Annotated in this window: 17 protein-coding genes; 15 read left to right on the top strand and 2 right to left on the bottom strand. The window is 62.6% G+C overall.

The annotated features are described in order from the left end of the window. The first annotated feature begins 1 nt into the window (after position 1). The 3 genes from hisF to hisE all read left to right on the top strand — a co-directional run bounded on the left by hisF (position 2) and on the right by hisE (position 1,620). Positions 2-784, top strand: coding sequence for an imidazole glycerol phosphate synthase subunit HisF (hisF, locus tag ACTM86_RS05235; RefSeq protein WP_117769949.1), 783 nt, complete (start codon positions 2-4; stop codon positions 782-784). Between the two features lie 142 nt (positions 785-926). Further along, the gene (gene hisI / locus ACTM86_RS05240) at positions 927-1,256 is read left to right on the top strand and encodes a phosphoribosyl-AMP cyclohydrolase (RefSeq protein WP_427728483.1); all 330 of its coding nucleotides are present in this window, start codon (positions 927-929) and stop codon (positions 1,254-1,256) included. Positions 1,257-1,302: 46 nt separating this feature from the next. Then, complete coding sequence (gene hisE, locus ACTM86_RS05245; protein WP_006235893.1) at positions 1,303-1,620, top strand: phosphoribosyl-ATP diphosphatase; 318 nt, start codon at positions 1,303-1,305, stop codon at positions 1,618-1,620. A gap of 110 nt (positions 1,621-1,730) precedes the next feature. Here hisE and ACTM86_RS05250 read toward each other — a convergent pair whose 3' ends face one another. Beyond that, positions 1,731-2,642 (bottom strand): PHP domain-containing protein, encoded by a 912-nt coding sequence (locus ACTM86_RS05250; protein ID WP_441015959.1) that lies wholly within the window; start codon positions 2,640-2,642, stop codon positions 1,731-1,733. Positions 2,643-2,980: 338 nt separating this feature from the next. On the opposite strand from ACTM86_RS05250, the gene larC reads away from it, so the two are divergent. The 6 genes from larC (at position 2,981) to ACTM86_RS05280 (ending at position 7,164) form a co-directional block, all read left to right on the top strand. Beyond that, positions 2,981-3,466 carry a nickel insertion protein gene (gene larC / locus ACTM86_RS05255; protein ID WP_441015962.1) on the top strand — a complete coding sequence of 162 codons (486 nt, stop codon included), beginning with the start codon at positions 2,981-2,983 and terminating at the stop codon, positions 3,464-3,466. A 59-nt stretch (positions 3,467-3,525) separates the two neighbouring features. Further along, on the top strand, positions 3,526-4,074 hold the full coding sequence (gene yfcE / locus ACTM86_RS05260) for a phosphodiesterase (RefSeq protein ID WP_441015965.1): 549 nt from the start codon (positions 3,526-3,528) through the stop codon (positions 4,072-4,074). 2 nt (positions 4,075-4,076) lie between these two features. Beyond that, positions 4,077-4,937, top strand: a complete 861-nt coding sequence (gene mazG / locus ACTM86_RS05265; protein ID WP_441015968.1) for a nucleoside triphosphate pyrophosphohydrolase — start codon at positions 4,077-4,079, stop codon at positions 4,935-4,937. A 168-nt stretch (positions 4,938-5,105) separates the two neighbouring features. Beyond that, positions 5,106-5,867 (top strand): hypothetical protein, encoded by a 762-nt coding sequence (locus ACTM86_RS05270; RefSeq protein WP_441015971.1) that lies wholly within the window; start codon positions 5,106-5,108, stop codon positions 5,865-5,867. Between the two features lie 19 nt (positions 5,868-5,886). Beyond that, a complete protein-coding gene (locus ACTM86_RS05275; RefSeq protein WP_441015974.1) occupies positions 5,887-6,894 on the top strand; it encodes a Ppx/GppA phosphatase family protein in 1,008 nt (335 codons plus the stop codon). A 114-nt stretch (positions 6,895-7,008) separates the two neighbouring features. Beyond that, positions 7,009-7,164 (top strand): IS3 family transposase, encoded by a 156-nt coding sequence (locus ACTM86_RS05280; RefSeq protein ID WP_441015977.1) that lies wholly within the window; start codon positions 7,009-7,011, stop codon positions 7,162-7,164. Positions 7,165-7,249: 85 nt separating this feature from the next. On the opposite strand, the gene ACTM86_RS05285 is transcribed toward ACTM86_RS05280, so the two are convergent. Beyond that, positions 7,250-7,435, bottom strand: coding sequence for a hypothetical protein (locus tag ACTM86_RS05285; RefSeq protein ID WP_441015980.1), 186 nt, complete (start codon positions 7,433-7,435; stop codon positions 7,250-7,252). 201 nt (positions 7,436-7,636) lie between these two features. Here ACTM86_RS05285 and ACTM86_RS05290 point away from each other — a divergent pair, with 201 nt between their 5' ends. The 6 genes from ACTM86_RS05290 (at position 7,637) to ACTM86_RS05315 (ending at position 14,120) form a co-directional block, all read left to right on the top strand. Beyond that, positions 7,637-8,746, top strand: a complete 1,110-nt coding sequence (locus ACTM86_RS05290; RefSeq protein ID WP_441015983.1) for an IS110 family transposase — start codon at positions 7,637-7,639, stop codon at positions 8,744-8,746. Between the two features lie 773 nt (positions 8,747-9,519). Continuing rightward, positions 9,520-10,701 carry a nucleotidyltransferase domain-containing protein gene (locus ACTM86_RS05295; protein WP_441015986.1) on the top strand — a complete coding sequence of 394 codons (1,182 nt, stop codon included), beginning with the start codon at positions 9,520-9,522 and terminating at the stop codon, positions 10,699-10,701. Then, positions 10,691-11,212 carry a S24/S26 family peptidase gene (locus ACTM86_RS05300; protein ID WP_441015989.1) on the top strand — a complete coding sequence of 174 codons (522 nt, stop codon included), beginning with the start codon at positions 10,691-10,693 and terminating at the stop codon, positions 11,210-11,212. The genes ACTM86_RS05295 and ACTM86_RS05300 overlap by 11 nt, the downstream gene beginning before the upstream one ends. Continuing rightward, positions 11,209-11,979 carry a hypothetical protein gene (locus ACTM86_RS05305; protein ID WP_441015992.1) on the top strand — a complete coding sequence of 257 codons (771 nt, stop codon included), beginning with the start codon at positions 11,209-11,211 and terminating at the stop codon, positions 11,977-11,979. The genes ACTM86_RS05300 and ACTM86_RS05305 overlap by 4 nt, the downstream gene beginning before the upstream one ends. 25 nt (positions 11,980-12,004) lie before the next feature. Next, positions 12,005-12,271 (top strand): PqqD family protein, encoded by a 267-nt coding sequence (locus tag ACTM86_RS05310; RefSeq protein WP_349117025.1) that lies wholly within the window; start codon positions 12,005-12,007, stop codon positions 12,269-12,271. A 163-nt stretch (positions 12,272-12,434) separates the two neighbouring features. Further along, positions 12,435-14,120, top strand: coding sequence for an ABC transporter ATP-binding protein (locus ACTM86_RS05315; protein ID WP_441015995.1), 1,686 nt, complete (start codon positions 12,435-12,437; stop codon positions 14,118-14,120). Positions 14,121-14,200 lie beyond the last annotated feature (80 nt).

Raw genomic sequence — 14,200 nt, forward strand, 5'->3', positions numbered from 1 at the left:
CATGCTTACCAAGCGCGTAATTCCCTGTCTGGACGTCAAGGACGGCCGCGTGGTCAAGGGGGTTAACTTTGTGAGCTTGCGCGATGCGGGCGATCCGGTGGAACTGGCCCGCGCCTACGACCGCGAGGGTGCGGACGAGGTCGTCTTCCTGGACATTACTGCCACGAGCGACAACCGCGCGACGACCATCGAGATGGCGGCGCACGCGGCCGAGGAGCTCGCCATTCCCTATACCGTGGGCGGCGGCTTTCGCGACCTGGCGGGCATGCGCACCATGGTTGCCGCCGGTGCCGACAAGGTGTCGCTCAACTCGGCGGCCGTGCGCGATCCGTCGCTGATTAGCCAGGCTGCCGCGGCGTTTGGCAGCCAGGCCGTGGTCGTGGCGATCGATGCCAAGCGCGTCGGCCTGCCCGGCGCATCCGGTGCCGACAAGTGGGAGGTCTTTACCGCAGGAGGTCGCAACGCCACGGGCATCGACGCGGTGGCGTGGGCCGAGGAGGCGGCTCGTCGCGGCGCCGGCGAGATCTTACTCACCAGCATGGACCGCGACGGCACCAAGGCCGGCTTTGATTTGGCGCTCACCCGCGCCGTGGCCCGCGCGGTGCCAATCCCCGTCATCGCGAGCGGCGGCGTGGGCACGCTCGAGCATTTTGCCGAGGGCGTGATCGAGGGCGAGGCCGACGCCGTGCTGGCGGCGAGCGTCTTTCACTTTGGAACCTTCAGCATTCGCCAGGTGAAGGAGTATATGGCCTCTCAGGGCATCCCTGTCAGGTTGGACTTCTAGCGCTGCGGCTTGCCCAGGCACCCGACCTTCCGGCTCCAACCCTCCTCGCGTACTTAAGTACGCGTCGTCGGGCTTGTCGCTCGGAATCTCGGGCACCTGGACAACCCTCGCCGACCTGCGAAGTTTGAATTTGGGGAGAGAAATGGAAGAGATAACCGATCCTTCAAAGCTTGCGTACGACGCCCGCGGGCTGATTCCTTGTGTGGTTCAGCAGTATGACACCGGCGAGGTGCTCATGGTTGCCTGGATGAACGAGGAGTCGGTGGGGCTGACGCTCGAGACCGGCACCACGTGGTTTTGGAGCCGCAGTCGCCAGGAGCTCTGGAACAAGGGCGCGACGAGCGGCAACATGCAGGAGGTTCGCGAACTCTGGGCCGACTGCGATAGCGATACGCTGCTGGTCAAGGTCGACTCGCCGGGTCCGGCCTGCCATACCGGCAACCGTACCTGCTTCTTTAAGAAACTCGCGTAGGGCGGGCGCTCGACCAGGCGCTTGGCCGACCAGAAAGGATTGAACCATGGGTGTGCGTACCGCAAACGTTCAGGATGGAAATATCGGCGAGACGCTAACGGGGCTGGCCGAGGTGATTCACGGTCGTCGCGATGCGTCGCCGCAGGAAAGCTATACCGCTCGACTGCTGACCGATGTGGAGGATGAGCTGCTCAAGAAGCTTGCCGAGGAGGCGAGCGAGGTGATCATGGCCTGCAAGGATAACGACCATGATCACATTCGCTACGAGGCTGGCGACCTGGTCTACCACCTGCTCGTGACGCTTGAGCGCTACGGCATTACCCTCGACGAGCTGGCCGGCGAACTCAACGCCCGCCGCCACTAGTCGTTAAAGAACGTCCCTGATGACCATAGAAGTTGCGGTGGAATAGTTCTTGTTTGACGGTCTTAGGGCTATAAATAGGAGCTATTTCACCGCAACTTATGAAGGGATGGCTAGGCGAGGGGTGTGGACTCCCATTCGCCGGTGGGGTGGGGGATGTCGAAGGTTCGGTAGCCGCAGTCGTAGGCATGGGCTTGGGCCTCGCGGATATTCCAGCAAATATCACAGGCGCGGTGCGCATCCGAGCCAAAGGTAATGGGCGCCTCAGCATGGGCAAAGCAGCGCAAAAGGCCGGTCGCGGGATAGTAGTCGTCGAGCCCCTTGCGCGGTGCGGCGGTCGAGACCTCAACGCGGCGGCCCGTATCGTGCGCACACTCGGCCATCTGCCGCCAAAACGGTGCGGGGTCAAAATCGGGCGCAAAGCCTTCCTTCGAAAAGCGCATGACCAGGTCGGGGTGAGCCATCACATCAAAGTTGAGCGAGCTTTCGCAGGCGCGGCACCATTCATCGACATAGCGCTCCCAAACGCCGCGCACACCTAAGTTTTCCCAAACGTGCAGGTTGGTGTCGTCGTCGATCCAGCCGCAGCGTGAGTCGGGCGTATCGGGGCGTGCGACGCCCTCTGTCCCCGTCGTGCCCGCAGCGCCTGCCATGATATTGCCCGGGTTACCAATCCAATGCACGCTGCCCAGGCGTACGACGGCGCCCCGGGACCAGCGCTCAACCAAAGGCTCGCAGCCTTCGTACCAATCGCACTCAAAGCCATAGACAAGCTCAAGCTCCGGCGCAATCTGCGCGGCAAGCTTGCGGGCATCCTCAAAAGCCAGACGATGCGCCGGCAGGTCGCCCTCGACAACCTGCACCTCGCAGGTGGCATCCATGCTGGCAGGCAGGGTAAGGTGATCGGCCGAGACCATGGTGCGGCAACCGGCCGCAGCAGCGGCGCGGACGTTGTCTTCAAACGAGGCGTGTCCGTCCGAGAACGAGGTGTGAGTATGGCAATCGACTAGCGGGCAAGCAGGCATGGCGGCTCCTTTACGTCAAGCGAATCTGCTCCATTGTAACGGCGCGGCCCCCAGTGCGATGTGCGCGCCGTGGGCCGAAATCGACTGGAAAGGACGGGCGGCGCATAAGGGCGGGCTCGCGACATCGGCCTTGCTTCGAATCATGTACCTCAGCCTCCAAAACCGACAAAAAATGACATGTTTGGAGGCTGACGTACATGTTTGGCCGAGGCGGTGGAGTGTCGGTTCTTGCAGACAAGGAAAATCGCGCTCATCGCGCGCCGCCACACTTGCGCCGCTCGCGATGTGCTAGCGTTTGGGTGAATAAAACGAGCCCGTGCGGAAAGGAGCCGGACCGTATGCAACGTGGAACTACATCTCCGCTGTCCCGCGAGACCGATGCGCCCGAAACCATCGTCAAGCTGGAGTGCGACATCGACGACGCGTCGCCCGAGGTGCTCGCCTACGCCGCCGACCGCCTGCGCGAGGCCGGCGCGCGCGAGGTGCACTGGCTGCCCCTCTATTGCAAGAAAGGCCGCCCTGGCTGGCAGTTGCAGGTAATCTGCACCCACGAGGATATCGAGCGCCTGCAGACGATCATCTTTTTGGAAACCACGACCAATGGCATCCGCCGCCAGGTTATGGAGCGCGTTTGCCTGCCGCGCTACTTTGAGCGCGTAACGACGCCGTGGGGCGAGGTGTCCGTCAAGGTGGCCACCTTGCCCGACGGCAGTGAGCGCGCGGCGCCCGAGTACGAAGACTGCGCCCGCCTTGCCCACGAGCACAATGTGCCGCTCCAACGCGTGATGCAGGCGGCCCAGAGCGCGGCACTGCGATTTGAATAACGCGGCTGGTGGCGACATTCCGCGCTCGGCCACGTCAACCCCACCCCGAAAGGACCTCCATGAAATACCTCATCGCTTCTGACATCCACGGCTCGGCATATTGGACCGAGCGTCTCTGCGCCGCCATCGAAGCCGAGCAGCCCGACCGCATCGTCCTGCTGGGCGACCTGCTTTATCACGGTCCGCGCAACGACCTGCCGCGCGACTATGCTCCCAAACGCGTGATTCCGTTGCTCAACGCCCTGGCCGACCGCATTATCGCGGTGCGCGGCAACTGCGACGCCGAGGTCGACCAGATGGTTCTCGACTTTCCCGTCATGGCCGACTACTCCACACTGTTCGACGAGGTCGGCCGCGAGCTGTTCCTGACGCACGGCCACGTCTTTGGCGCCGGCATGCACAACAGCGTCGATCACGTGCCCGCGCTGCCCGAGGGCTCCGCGCTCGTCTACGGCCACACGCACGTCAAGATCAACGAGGAAAGCACCGCGCACCCGGGTCTGTGGCTCTTCAATCCCGGCAGCGTGAGCATCCCCAAGGACGGCACGCACAGCTATGGTGTCTATGAGGGCGGCGCGTTCCGCCATGTGATCATGGAGGAGGACTAACCATGGCCGAGCACATGGCTCAGCAAAATGCCGAAGGTTCGCGCGACCTGTCCACGCTGGTCGATGCATCGGCCGAGTTACAACATCTGGTACAGACTATCTGGCGCCTGCGTCAGCCCGACGGCTGCCCGTGGGACCGCGAGCAGACGCACCAGAGCATTGGCAAGAACATGATCGAGGAGGCCTACGAGGCGCTCGACTGCATCGAGGCGGATGACGCGGCCCATCTTCGCGAGGAGCTGGGCGATGTGCTCATGCAAGTCGTGCTGCATGCACAGATTGCGGCGGACGCCGGCGAGTTTACGCTGGCCGACGTGGCGCGCGATATCGACGCCAAGCTCATTCGCCGCCATCCGCACGTGTTTGGCGATGTGGATGCCGACAACTCCGATGAGGTGCTCAAGATTTGGGACGAGGTCAAACTTGCCGAGAAGGCTGCCAAGGACCAGGCCGTGGCGGCGGGTGAGGCTGCGCCCGAGGGCCTGCTCGACGGCGTGCCCACGCATCTGCCGGCGCTGATGCAGGCTCAGAAGGTGTCGCGCAAGGCGGCTGCCGTGGGCTTTGAGTGGGATACGGTCCAGGACGTGTGGGACGAGGTCGCCGAGGAACGTGCCGAGTTTGAGGCCGAGGAGCCCGGCTCGCCCGAGCGCGAGATGGAGTTTGGCGACCTGCTCTTTGCCCTGGTCAACGTTGCGCGCAAGGAGGGCATCGACGCCGAGAGTGCCCTTCGTGCCAGCACGGCAAAGTTCCGCCGCCGTTGGGCCGCAATGGAGCAGATGGCGGCCGATGCCCATGTTGATCTTGCCGAGCTTTCGACCCACGGGCTCAACGACCTGTGGGATGCCGCAAAGGCAGGGGAGTAGGACACGGTGTTGGTCGGCGGGGCGTAAGGGCGGCGCCCCGTCGACTTGCCCGTTGGCGACCACGCGCGCTCGAGTAATGGATTTGTCCTACGGCTCGTCCGGCTGGTCCGCCCGCGTGCTATAACTAAAGGACTTAGCGCAAACAAACCTCAACCGCACAAGGCGCACATGGATCAGATTTACGACAACAGGCACTATTCCGCCGGTTCGCGCGAACCGTCACCTCGCCGTGCGCATTCGGTGCAGCTTGGCGGGTCTGGTTATGCTGGCGCTGATCGCTCCAGGTATAGCTCGCCGGCGACTTCGCATCCCAATGCTCAGCCAAATAGTTCCTCGGACAGTCCGGTGCGCCCATCGCGTTCCAAGCATGCGTCGCGCCCTTCGACCCAGGCGTCCGACAAGCCGCGCCGTCCCTCAAGCCGTCTTTCGGGTTCGGACTTTATGCACTACGCCAACGATAACGCGGTGGTCAAGGCAATCTATGATTTTACCCACGGTCCCCAGCGAGGGCTGTTTGTTGGCATTGTCGTCGCCCTGGCGCTCGTGAGCCTGTACTTCCCGGTGCGCGACCTGTATGTGGCAAAACGCTCGAGCGACATCTTGGCCAAGCAGGTCGAGATTCGCGAGCAATATAATGACGACCTGCAAAAAAGCGTCGACAAGCTGCTCTCGGAGGAGGGCATTAAGGACGCGGCGACCGAGGACCTGGGTCTGGTGATGCCCGGCGAGAAGAGGATTGAAGTGCAGGGCCTGGACGACGATTCCGATACCTCGTCGAGCCAGAAGTCGTCGAACGCCAAGAAGGCCAGCGAAGTTGCCAAGGAAATCGAAGAGGTCGGCAAGGACGCGCCGTGGTACATCCAGACGCTCGACATGCTGTTTGGTTTTAACGGCGTCGAGGGCCAGACAGTCGTGTCCAATGGCGAGTAGCGCCCGGAGGGGGGCCGCAATGACGAATTGCAAACGATATAAGGTGGCGGCGATTGACCTGGGAACGGTGTCGTCGCGACTGGTGCTGGCCCAGGTCGAGGACGGGGCGATCGTGGAATCGTCCAAGCATACCGAGATTACCGACTTGGGCGAGGGCGTGGACGCAACGGGGCGCTTTTGCGAGGCGGCCGTTGGGCGCGTGCTCGCTGCGTGCCGAATGTTTGTGGACGAGGCCCGTGCCTTTGGGGCCGCGTGCATCTGTACCACGTGCACGAGCGCCGCGCGCGATGCGTCCAATGCCGCGCTGCTGCTGGACGGCCTGCGCGAGCTGGGGCTCGAGCCGCAGGTGATTCCGGGCGAGGTCGAGGCGCGCCTGACGTTTTTTGGCGTGGCGCACGACTTTGCCGGCGAGCGCATCATTGTTGCCGATTCGGGTGGCGGATCCACGGAGCTCGCGACGGGCGTCTATGCGCCGGAGCGTGGGGTCTTTGCGCTGGAGGGAACGCGCTCGCTGGACATCGGTTGTCGCCGCGTGACGGAGCGGTTTTTCTCGGCGCTGCCGCCAACGGGCAGCGAGCTTGCCGCCGCTGGCGCGTGGGCAAACGAGCAGTTTGCAGGCTACTTTAAGAGCTTGCCTGTCGACTTTGAGCGAGCCGAGCGCCTGGTCGCGGTGGGTGGCACCGTTACCACGCTCGTTGCGCTCGTTCACGAGCTGGAGCCGTATGATTCGAGTTTTGTGCACCTGCGCGAGCTTTCGCTGGACCAGGTTTCGGCCGCTATCGAGCGCATGTCCTCGTTGCATGTCGCGGGCATCGCCGCGTTGCCAGGCGTGCAACCCAAGCGTGCGGGCGTGATCCTGGCTGGTGCTGTGGTGATTCGCGAGCTCATGCGAGCCGGCGGCTACGACGCGCTCACTGTAAGCGAGAACAGCCTGCTCGCCGGAATGGCCGCCACCATCAACGAGGTTCTCGACGGCGCGACCCCCACCATCGCCTGGACCCCCAGCCTCAGCGCCTTCCAAGAGTAGGCTTTTTGGGATGGGGCTTTTTAGCTGCATCGCCCACTCGAGACTTTCCGCGAATGAGTTTTCTGGGACGTGTCTCTATAGTTTTGTCAACCGCGTGCTTCGCGCCATTTCGGCATGACGCATCCGGACGCCCGGCGCCCCGCTTCCCCTTCGGCTGATCACGCCGCCCGCCAGGCCGCGTACGTCGACCATTGGGACACGAGGCGAAGGCGGGTTAAACTGAAAGGACTGACCCCGGAGGAGTTCCGGAGCCAGTCCTTCGCGGCGTAGTCTTTATTTAAGCCGTCCAAGTTTTGGGATGCAGTTCAGAAATCTCGGAGAGGCTCGCCTGTTGCTATAGGTGACCCAACGCTATTTACCAGTTACTAGGGTCGAAAGGGTCATAGCCACTGCCGCCGCTACTAATATTGCCGCTATCGTCAGGATTTCCGGTGGGCTTTCCGTCGGGACCGAAAACCACCCAACTGTTAAAGCAAACCATGTCTTCCTTGTCGAATTCGACAACTTCCATAGCAGGCGGATTGTACTGGTTCTTAGGCATTTGCGTGCCTCCGTTCCTCGGGATCGGAATCCCGGGTCGCGAGACTTACACAGACAATTTTAATCAAGACGATATGAGAAAGCCATTTGGGTCGCCTCCCCCGCGGCGCAGCTTCTTTCCGCGGGCTCGGGATGCCACAATGGGCTTTGAGTATCGGCCCGTGCGGTAGCCCTTACCGCACCTGCGGGGAGGAGGCTTCCCATGCCCCATGTTACCTCCATCGGCCTGGACGTCCACGCGCGATCGGTCGCCGCCGCGGCGTTCAACCCCTTCACCGGCGAGGTGGTGCACCGTGACTTCGGGACGGACGCCGCCGAGATCGCGGAGTGGGCCCTCGGGTTCGAGGAGCCCAGGGCCTGCTACGAGAGCGGCCCCACCGGCTTCCACATGGCGCGCGAGCTGCGCGCGCTCGGCCTCGACTGCGCCGTGGCCGCCGTCTCCAAGATGCAGAGGCCGGCGGCGGACGCGCGCCGCAAGAACGACCGGCGCGACGCCGAGTTCATCGCCCGCATGCTCGCCACCCACAACATCGTGGAGGTCCCGCTGCCCGATGCGGCCGTCGAGGCCGCCCGGGACCTCGACCGCGCCCTCGACGACGCCACGGCGGAGTACCGCCGCGCCAGGCAGCGCCTCAACATGTTCCTGATCAGGCTGGGCCACGTCTGGGACGAGCGCAACGCCGACGGGACGAGGAGGGGATCCTGGACGCGCGCCCACTGGAGGTGGATATCCGGGATCAGGCTCGAGGGGCCCCAGCGCGACGTGCTCGAGTACTACGTCACGGCCGCGAGGTGCGCGGAGTCGGACCGCCGGCAGCTCGAGAAGAAGGTGCTCGCCCTCGCCCGGACCGACCGGTGGCGCCCGGCCGTCGAGGCGCTCTCCTGCATCAAGGGAATCGACACCCTGACGGCCTTCAGGCTCGCGGCCGAGGCGGGCTCCTTCACGAGGTTCAGGACGGCCCCGGCCTTCGCGAGCTGGTGCGGGCTGGTCCCGTCGGAGCGCTCGAGCGGCGAGACCGAGCGGCGCGGCGGGATAACCAAGACGGGCAACCGGCTCGCCAGGACGGCGCTGGTGGAGTCGGCGTGGCACTACCTGACGTGCACGCCCCGCCCGAAGGCCCCGGCGCCCGGCGCGGACGTCCCCGCGGCGATCCGGGCGCGCGCCGACGACTGCACCGCCAGGCTCTGCCGCCGCCGCGAGGCGCTGGCGGCGGCGGGCAAGAGCCCGTGCAAGGCAAACGCCGCCGTCGCGCGCGAGCTCGCCTGCTGGGTCTGGGAGATCGGGCGCCGGGCGGAGGGGACCCTCGGCTGACCCCGTCGGACAACAAGCCTCCCGCCGGGAGGGCCCGCGCCTCGACGCATCGCCGGCGCGCGTTCACGACCCTTTTTTGGGCAGCCCAAGGCAAGGGCCGCGCCCGTGAACAAGACTGGTTTCGGACGAGCGCGCCGGACGGAGAATCGAAATGCGGTGGGGTGCGCGGACACACCGGGCTGACCGCCGGCAGCGCGCCCGCAAGAGCCCGCGGATATTAGCTTGCCAGGCAAGCGTCGACTAAACGCGCAGCGTGCGCGGGCCCTCCCGACGGGAAACGAAAAAGCCCGGTTTAAAACCGGGCCCGAACAAACACGCCTATTGACAATGGCTTTCTCATATTAAAGCCCCTCCTCCTCCTCATAGCCAAAGCCAGAGGTTAATACGGTGCAGATGGCATCGTCCTTACCGAATTCCACGACCTCCATAGCAGGCGCATCGTACTGATTCTCAGACATTTGCAGGCCTCCTTTCCTCCTGTAATTTTGCAATGCGATTTTCAGTCTAATTCTATGATGACTGGCAGTCAACAAGGGGTCTGACATGCGGAAATCTCTAAATATGCTATGCTATGATAGCATTTATCGGATTCGTGAACGATAACTTTCCGCCTGGGGCCATGTGGCATATTCCGTTGCGCTTGCCAGTACCATCCCCACCAGATGGGAGTAATATGCCGGCTATGGGTTGTTCCGATATGCTGACGGGGCGGTTACCATGGGAATCCCCGCTGCCATTGCGGGCTATCTGAACAGATCGGAAAGACGACGACATTGCTTGAAAGTACCGTTTGCCAAATCATTCGTTCGGCGTTCTCCGAAGACGGGTCGCTGAAGTTGCCGGAAGGCCTTGAGCCTTCGGTTGTGTATGCCGAGTTGCAGGCCCAGGCCATCCCCGGGTTTGCGTTGTTGCCGGGCGGGCTGCTTGACGCCTGTGCCGACAACGCGCTTGCCGCCGCCTGGCTCAACCACGATCTAGGTCGTCGTGCCTTGTTTGGGCATTTGCTTAACGTGCAGGATGAGATGCTTTCCGTTTTGGAGGCAAAGGGTATCCCGACCGTCATCCTAAAAGGCGCGGCGGCGGGTATGCTGTATCCTGATCCGGGTTTGCGCTCCTATGGCGACATCGACTTCATGGTGTCTCCTGCCGATTTTAAGCGCGCCCGCGCTGCGTTGGTGGCCGCAGGTTTTGAGGACAAGGAAGACGACGGCGTTTGCGATCACCACGTAGGGTTGGACAAGGATGGCGTGCACTTGGAGCTTCATTGGGAGCCAAACGGCATTCCCCAGGGCACACCTGGTTTGAAGGCCCTGTTCCAGGAGGCGCTCGGACACACGGAAGCAGCCTGCGTGCAGGGGCACAGCTTCCCTGTGTTCCCCCCCATGGTCAACGGCGTCGTTTTGCTGCTTCATGCGCGCAAGCACCTGGCGCTTGGGGGTTTGGGCTTCCGCCAGGTGATTGACTGGATGCTGTTTGCGAAGGCATATCTCGCCCATGATGGCTGGACGGAGTTTTCCGAGCTTTTGGGCGATGAACGTGTTAAGCGCACGGCAAAGTGCCTCACGCGTTTCTGCCAGATATACCTGGGCCTTCCCGAGGAGGGCTTCGAATGGTGCGCCGAGGTGGAGCCCGCTGTTTGTGCCGACCTGCTCGAGCATGTGATGCTGCTGGGTAATTTCGGTAAGAAGATCAAGGGCAAGACCGGTGCTACAGCGCTATCGGGAATCCGAGGCCCCGTCGGCTTTTTCAGGTATCTCCAAAGAGGCGGCGTATGCAACTGGAAAGCCGCGCGCAAGCATGCGCTGCTGCGTCCTTTCGCCTGGGTGTACCAAGCAGGGCGGTGCGTTCGCGTGATTTTGACGCGCAAGGACATCGCGGGTAGCGTGCGTTTCGATATGGAGGAAACCGCCCGCCGCCGCAACCTCGGTTCGGAGATGGGGCTGTATGATCGCTGATAACGAAGCGGTTCCCGTAACCAAAAGCACATTCAAGGAAGTGCTCGCCCGCGACGGCGTGCTCGTGTACCGCACGCGCGGCGTGTCCATGGAGCCTATGCTGCGGCAGGGTCGCGACCTTGTGACCATCAGGGCGGCGAAGACCGGCGAGCGTTTCCACGAGAACGATGTGGTGCTGTATTACCAGGCGGCTGATAGGTACGTGCTGCATCGCATCGTGGGGGTGGGCCCCGCGGGCTACGTTATCCTTGGCGACAATTGCGTCACCTATGAACGCGATGTCCCGTTCGAAGACGTGCTCGGCGTCCTGGTCTCGTTCGTGCGCGATGGCAAGATGTGCTCGGTCGACGATCCCGATTACCTTGCTTATGTAAGCAAGCTGCGCCGGGGCGAACGCTACCGTATCACAAGGCGTCGGCTGGCCATGCGGGCAAAACGGACGCTCAAGCGCGCGTTTCCCAGACTATCAAGACGTTGGAATCAGCGGAAGCGAGGAAGGGGTAGGTCATGACGCAAAGCGAAGGTAGCGAGCGTCTTTTGAGGTTTAGGCTCGCGGGCGTTCCGGTGCAGGTGGCTTCTCGTTTCGGCTTGCTCGAACAGGTTGGCGAGCCGTATCTAGAGGAGCACGCGGACGATGAGCCCTTGTTTACCGTAAGGGCTAGCGATGACGATCTGGCATTCGATAGGGCGATGGCCCCAGAATACCCCGATCCCTACGTTGAGCTTTGCACCGTGCATCGGCTGATCGCCGAGAAGGTTGCTCCGTTGCGCCGCGTGGTGTTCCATTCTTGTGTGGTCGAGTACGAAGGACGCGCATTCGCCTTCACCGCACGCAGCGGCACCGGCAAGTCAACGCACGCACGGCTATGGATGCGATACCTTGGCGACCAGGGGGCGAAGATTCTCTGCGGGGACAAGCCGTTCCTATACGTCCCCGAGTGTGGGGAACCCATGGTCTACGGATGTCCGTGGACGGGCAAGGAGGGTTGGGGCTATAACGGGCACGCCCCGCTTGCGGGCATCTGCGTGCTTCGCCAGGCACCAACTTGCTCCATCGAGCGCTTGGCTCCAGCAGATGCCTCGGAAACCATCGTAAGGCAATGCTATATACCGCGCAAAAGCCCTATTGGCGCATTGACGGTCTTGAGATGCATCGATCGGGTGCTCGCCGAAGTGCCTGTGTGGGCAATGGGGTGCGATATATCGGAAACCGCTGTCAAAACCTCGTTCGAGGCCATGACCGGGCAGTCATATGCAAAGGTTGTTCGCAAGCAATAGGGAAACGGCATGAAGGGAGTTAGCCATGAACATCAAGAAAGGCTTCGTTATCCAGGAAGTAGGCGGTCAATGGGTTGCCGTCGCAACGGGGGCGGCGGCTGCGGAGTTCAGCGGCATCGTGAAGCTTAACGACACCGCCGCGATCGTATGGCGCGGTATCGAGGAGGGCTTGTCACGCGACCAGATCGTTGCGCGCGTGGTCGAATCGTACGATGTGGACGAGCCGCGCGCGGCCGCCGATGTCGACACCTTCCTGCAGGCGCTTGTGAAGGCGGGGATCGCCTCGGAGTAGGCTACGCCTCTCGGGCGGTAGAGATGCGCCGATTCGGAGGGGCAAACGGCAAAGTGCCCCTTGCTGCGCGGCGCCCGACCCTGTGTCCTTAATCGCGAAGGGCGCTTCGACTGCGGGATCGGGGCTCCCTTCACATCGTGTTTCCCGCAAGGAGGCCAGTCTCGTGGATTCCGGTTCCAAGCTGCATGCCGTTCCCTGGATGATTCGCGTTTTAGGGAGCCGACTCTGGATGGTTGCCGCCCTTGTCGGACTTGAAGTGGTCATCGCCGGTGGCGGCGTCTACACCGCATGGGTGATGCGCGACCTGGTCAATGCTGCGGTTGGCGGCGCTTCTGATGCGCTTCGCCTCAGCGTTGTCGTGTTCGCGGCCGTTTCGGCTGCGTTGATCGCGCTGCAGGCTCTGTATCGCTTTCTGCAGGAACGTGCGCGCACGATGTTCCAGAATATCCTTAGGCTAAGATTCCTCGACAAAGTGTTGCATGCCGAGCTTTCCAGCGTGCAGGCTGTCCACACCGGCGAATTGATGAGCCGCCTGACCGATGATGCGCGTATCGTGGCATCCAACGCCACTACGGTTGTGCCTTCTGCGGCGGGTATGCTTGCCCGGCTTGTCGGAGCGCTTGCGCTGCTTGTTGTCATGGTCCCTCAAATCGCTTGGATGCTCATTCCCGCGGGAATCGTGCTCGCTGGGTTCACGTTGGGCTTTCGTCGCGTGCTCAAACGCCTTCACAAGTGCATCCGCGAAACCGATGGATGCGCACGTTCCCATCTTATCGAGTGCCTTAACAGCCTGCTTGTCGTGAAAAGCTTCCAGAGGGAAGATTTCGCCGAGCGCGGCGCTGCTGCGCTGTTGGAAGACTATCGGGCTGCATGCATGCGGCGTATTCGATTCTCCAATTTGTGCAACATCGTATTTGGATTGGCCATGAGCGGCGCGTATCTGGTGGCTGCCGCCTATTGTGCATACGGGATCCTCGGAGGCTCGGTGAGCTACGGTACGTTCGTGGCGGCGTTGCAGCTTGTCGGTCAGGTACAGGGCCCGTTGGCTAACATCTCGGGTTGCATTCCGCGGTATTTCGCTATGACGGCCAGTGCCGAGCGTCTGATGGATGCCGAAGCGCTGCCTTATGATGGCGTTGCCGATTCGGAGGAGGGACCCGCAGCGGACGCGACGGGTTTTGCCGGCCTGGAGCTGCGTGGGGTGTCATGCCGATACGGCTCCGAGACGTCCAATGTCGCCGACGCCTGCGGCCCGCGGGCGATTCGTTGCCCCGACATGAACATCGGGCGAGGCGAGTTCGTTGCGTTCACCGGTCCGAGCGGCTGCGGAAAGTCAACCACGCTGAAGGCGATGATGGCGTTTTGCCCTTGCGAAACGGGTGAGTGCTGCGTGCTGCTTGCGGACGGGTCCCGCCAGCCTCTGACGGCGCGCTGGCGTTCCCTTTTCTCTTATGTGCCCCAGGGTAACCACCTTATGGGCGGTACGGTGCGCGAAGCGGTCGCCTTCGGCGATACGGAAGGAGCCTCCTGCGATTTGCGCATGTGGGATGCGTTGCGTATCGCATGCGCCGATTTTGTGCGGGAGATGCCCGAGGGGCTTGATTCGCAGTTGGGCGAAAGCGGTGGCGGCTTATCGGAGGGGCAGGTTCAGCGCCTGGCCATAGCCCGTGCGGTTTTCAGCAATAGGCCCGTGCTCCTATTGGACGAGGCGACCTGTTCGCTAGACCCCGATACGGAACGGCGCGTTCTGCAGAACCTGAGCGCTTTGACGGACAAGACCGTTATCGCGGTAACCCATCGTCCTGCAGCGCTTGAAGTGTGCGACAAGCGCATCGAGTTTTCAGAATGACATCGGGCTTTGGCGTTGCGATGACCTGCGTTGATCCCGCGCCGCAAAAGGCTCCCCTTCTGACTGCTGGACTCTCGGAT

This window comes from Collinsella sp. HCP3S3_E11 (genome assembly GCF_052067375.1).
In the GTDB taxonomy this organism is placed as follows: domain Bacteria; phylum Actinomycetota; class Coriobacteriia; order Coriobacteriales; family Coriobacteriaceae; genus Collinsella.

Excerpts from the sequence above, each read along its gene's own strand:
- hisF (WP_117769949.1), top strand. The coding sequence starts at position 2 with ATGCTTACCAAGCGCGTAATTCCCTGTCTGGACGTCAAGGACGGCCGC.
- hisI (WP_427728483.1), top strand. The coding sequence starts at position 927 with ATGGAAGAGATAACCGATCCTTCAAAGCTTGCGTACGACGCCCGCGGG.
- hisE (WP_006235893.1), top strand. The coding sequence starts at position 1,303 with ATGGGTGTGCGTACCGCAAACGTTCAGGATGGAAATATCGGCGAGACG.
- ACTM86_RS05250 (WP_441015959.1), bottom strand. The coding sequence starts at position 2,642 with ATGCCTGCTTGCCCGCTAGTCGATTGCCATACTCACACCTCGTTCTCG.
- larC (WP_441015962.1), top strand. The coding sequence starts at position 2,981 with ATGCAACGTGGAACTACATCTCCGCTGTCCCGCGAGACCGATGCGCCC.
- yfcE (WP_441015965.1), top strand. The coding sequence starts at position 3,526 with ATGAAATACCTCATCGCTTCTGACATCCACGGCTCGGCATATTGGACC.
- mazG (WP_441015968.1), top strand. The coding sequence starts at position 4,077 with ATGGCCGAGCACATGGCTCAGCAAAATGCCGAAGGTTCGCGCGACCTG.
- ACTM86_RS05270 (WP_441015971.1), top strand. The coding sequence starts at position 5,106 with ATGGATCAGATTTACGACAACAGGCACTATTCCGCCGGTTCGCGCGAA.
- ACTM86_RS05275 (WP_441015974.1), top strand. The coding sequence starts at position 5,887 with ATGACGAATTGCAAACGATATAAGGTGGCGGCGATTGACCTGGGAACG.
- ACTM86_RS05280 (WP_441015977.1), top strand. The coding sequence starts at position 7,009 with ATGACGCATCCGGACGCCCGGCGCCCCGCTTCCCCTTCGGCTGATCAC.
- ACTM86_RS05285 (WP_441015980.1), bottom strand. The coding sequence starts at position 7,435 with ATGCCTAAGAACCAGTACAATCCGCCTGCTATGGAAGTTGTCGAATTC.
- ACTM86_RS05290 (WP_441015983.1), top strand. The coding sequence starts at position 7,637 with ATGCCCCATGTTACCTCCATCGGCCTGGACGTCCACGCGCGATCGGTC.
- ACTM86_RS05300 (WP_441015989.1), top strand. The coding sequence starts at position 10,691 with ATGATCGCTGATAACGAAGCGGTTCCCGTAACCAAAAGCACATTCAAG.
- ACTM86_RS05305 (WP_441015992.1), top strand. The coding sequence starts at position 11,209 with ATGACGCAAAGCGAAGGTAGCGAGCGTCTTTTGAGGTTTAGGCTCGCG.
- ACTM86_RS05310 (WP_349117025.1), top strand. The coding sequence starts at position 12,005 with ATGAACATCAAGAAAGGCTTCGTTATCCAGGAAGTAGGCGGTCAATGG.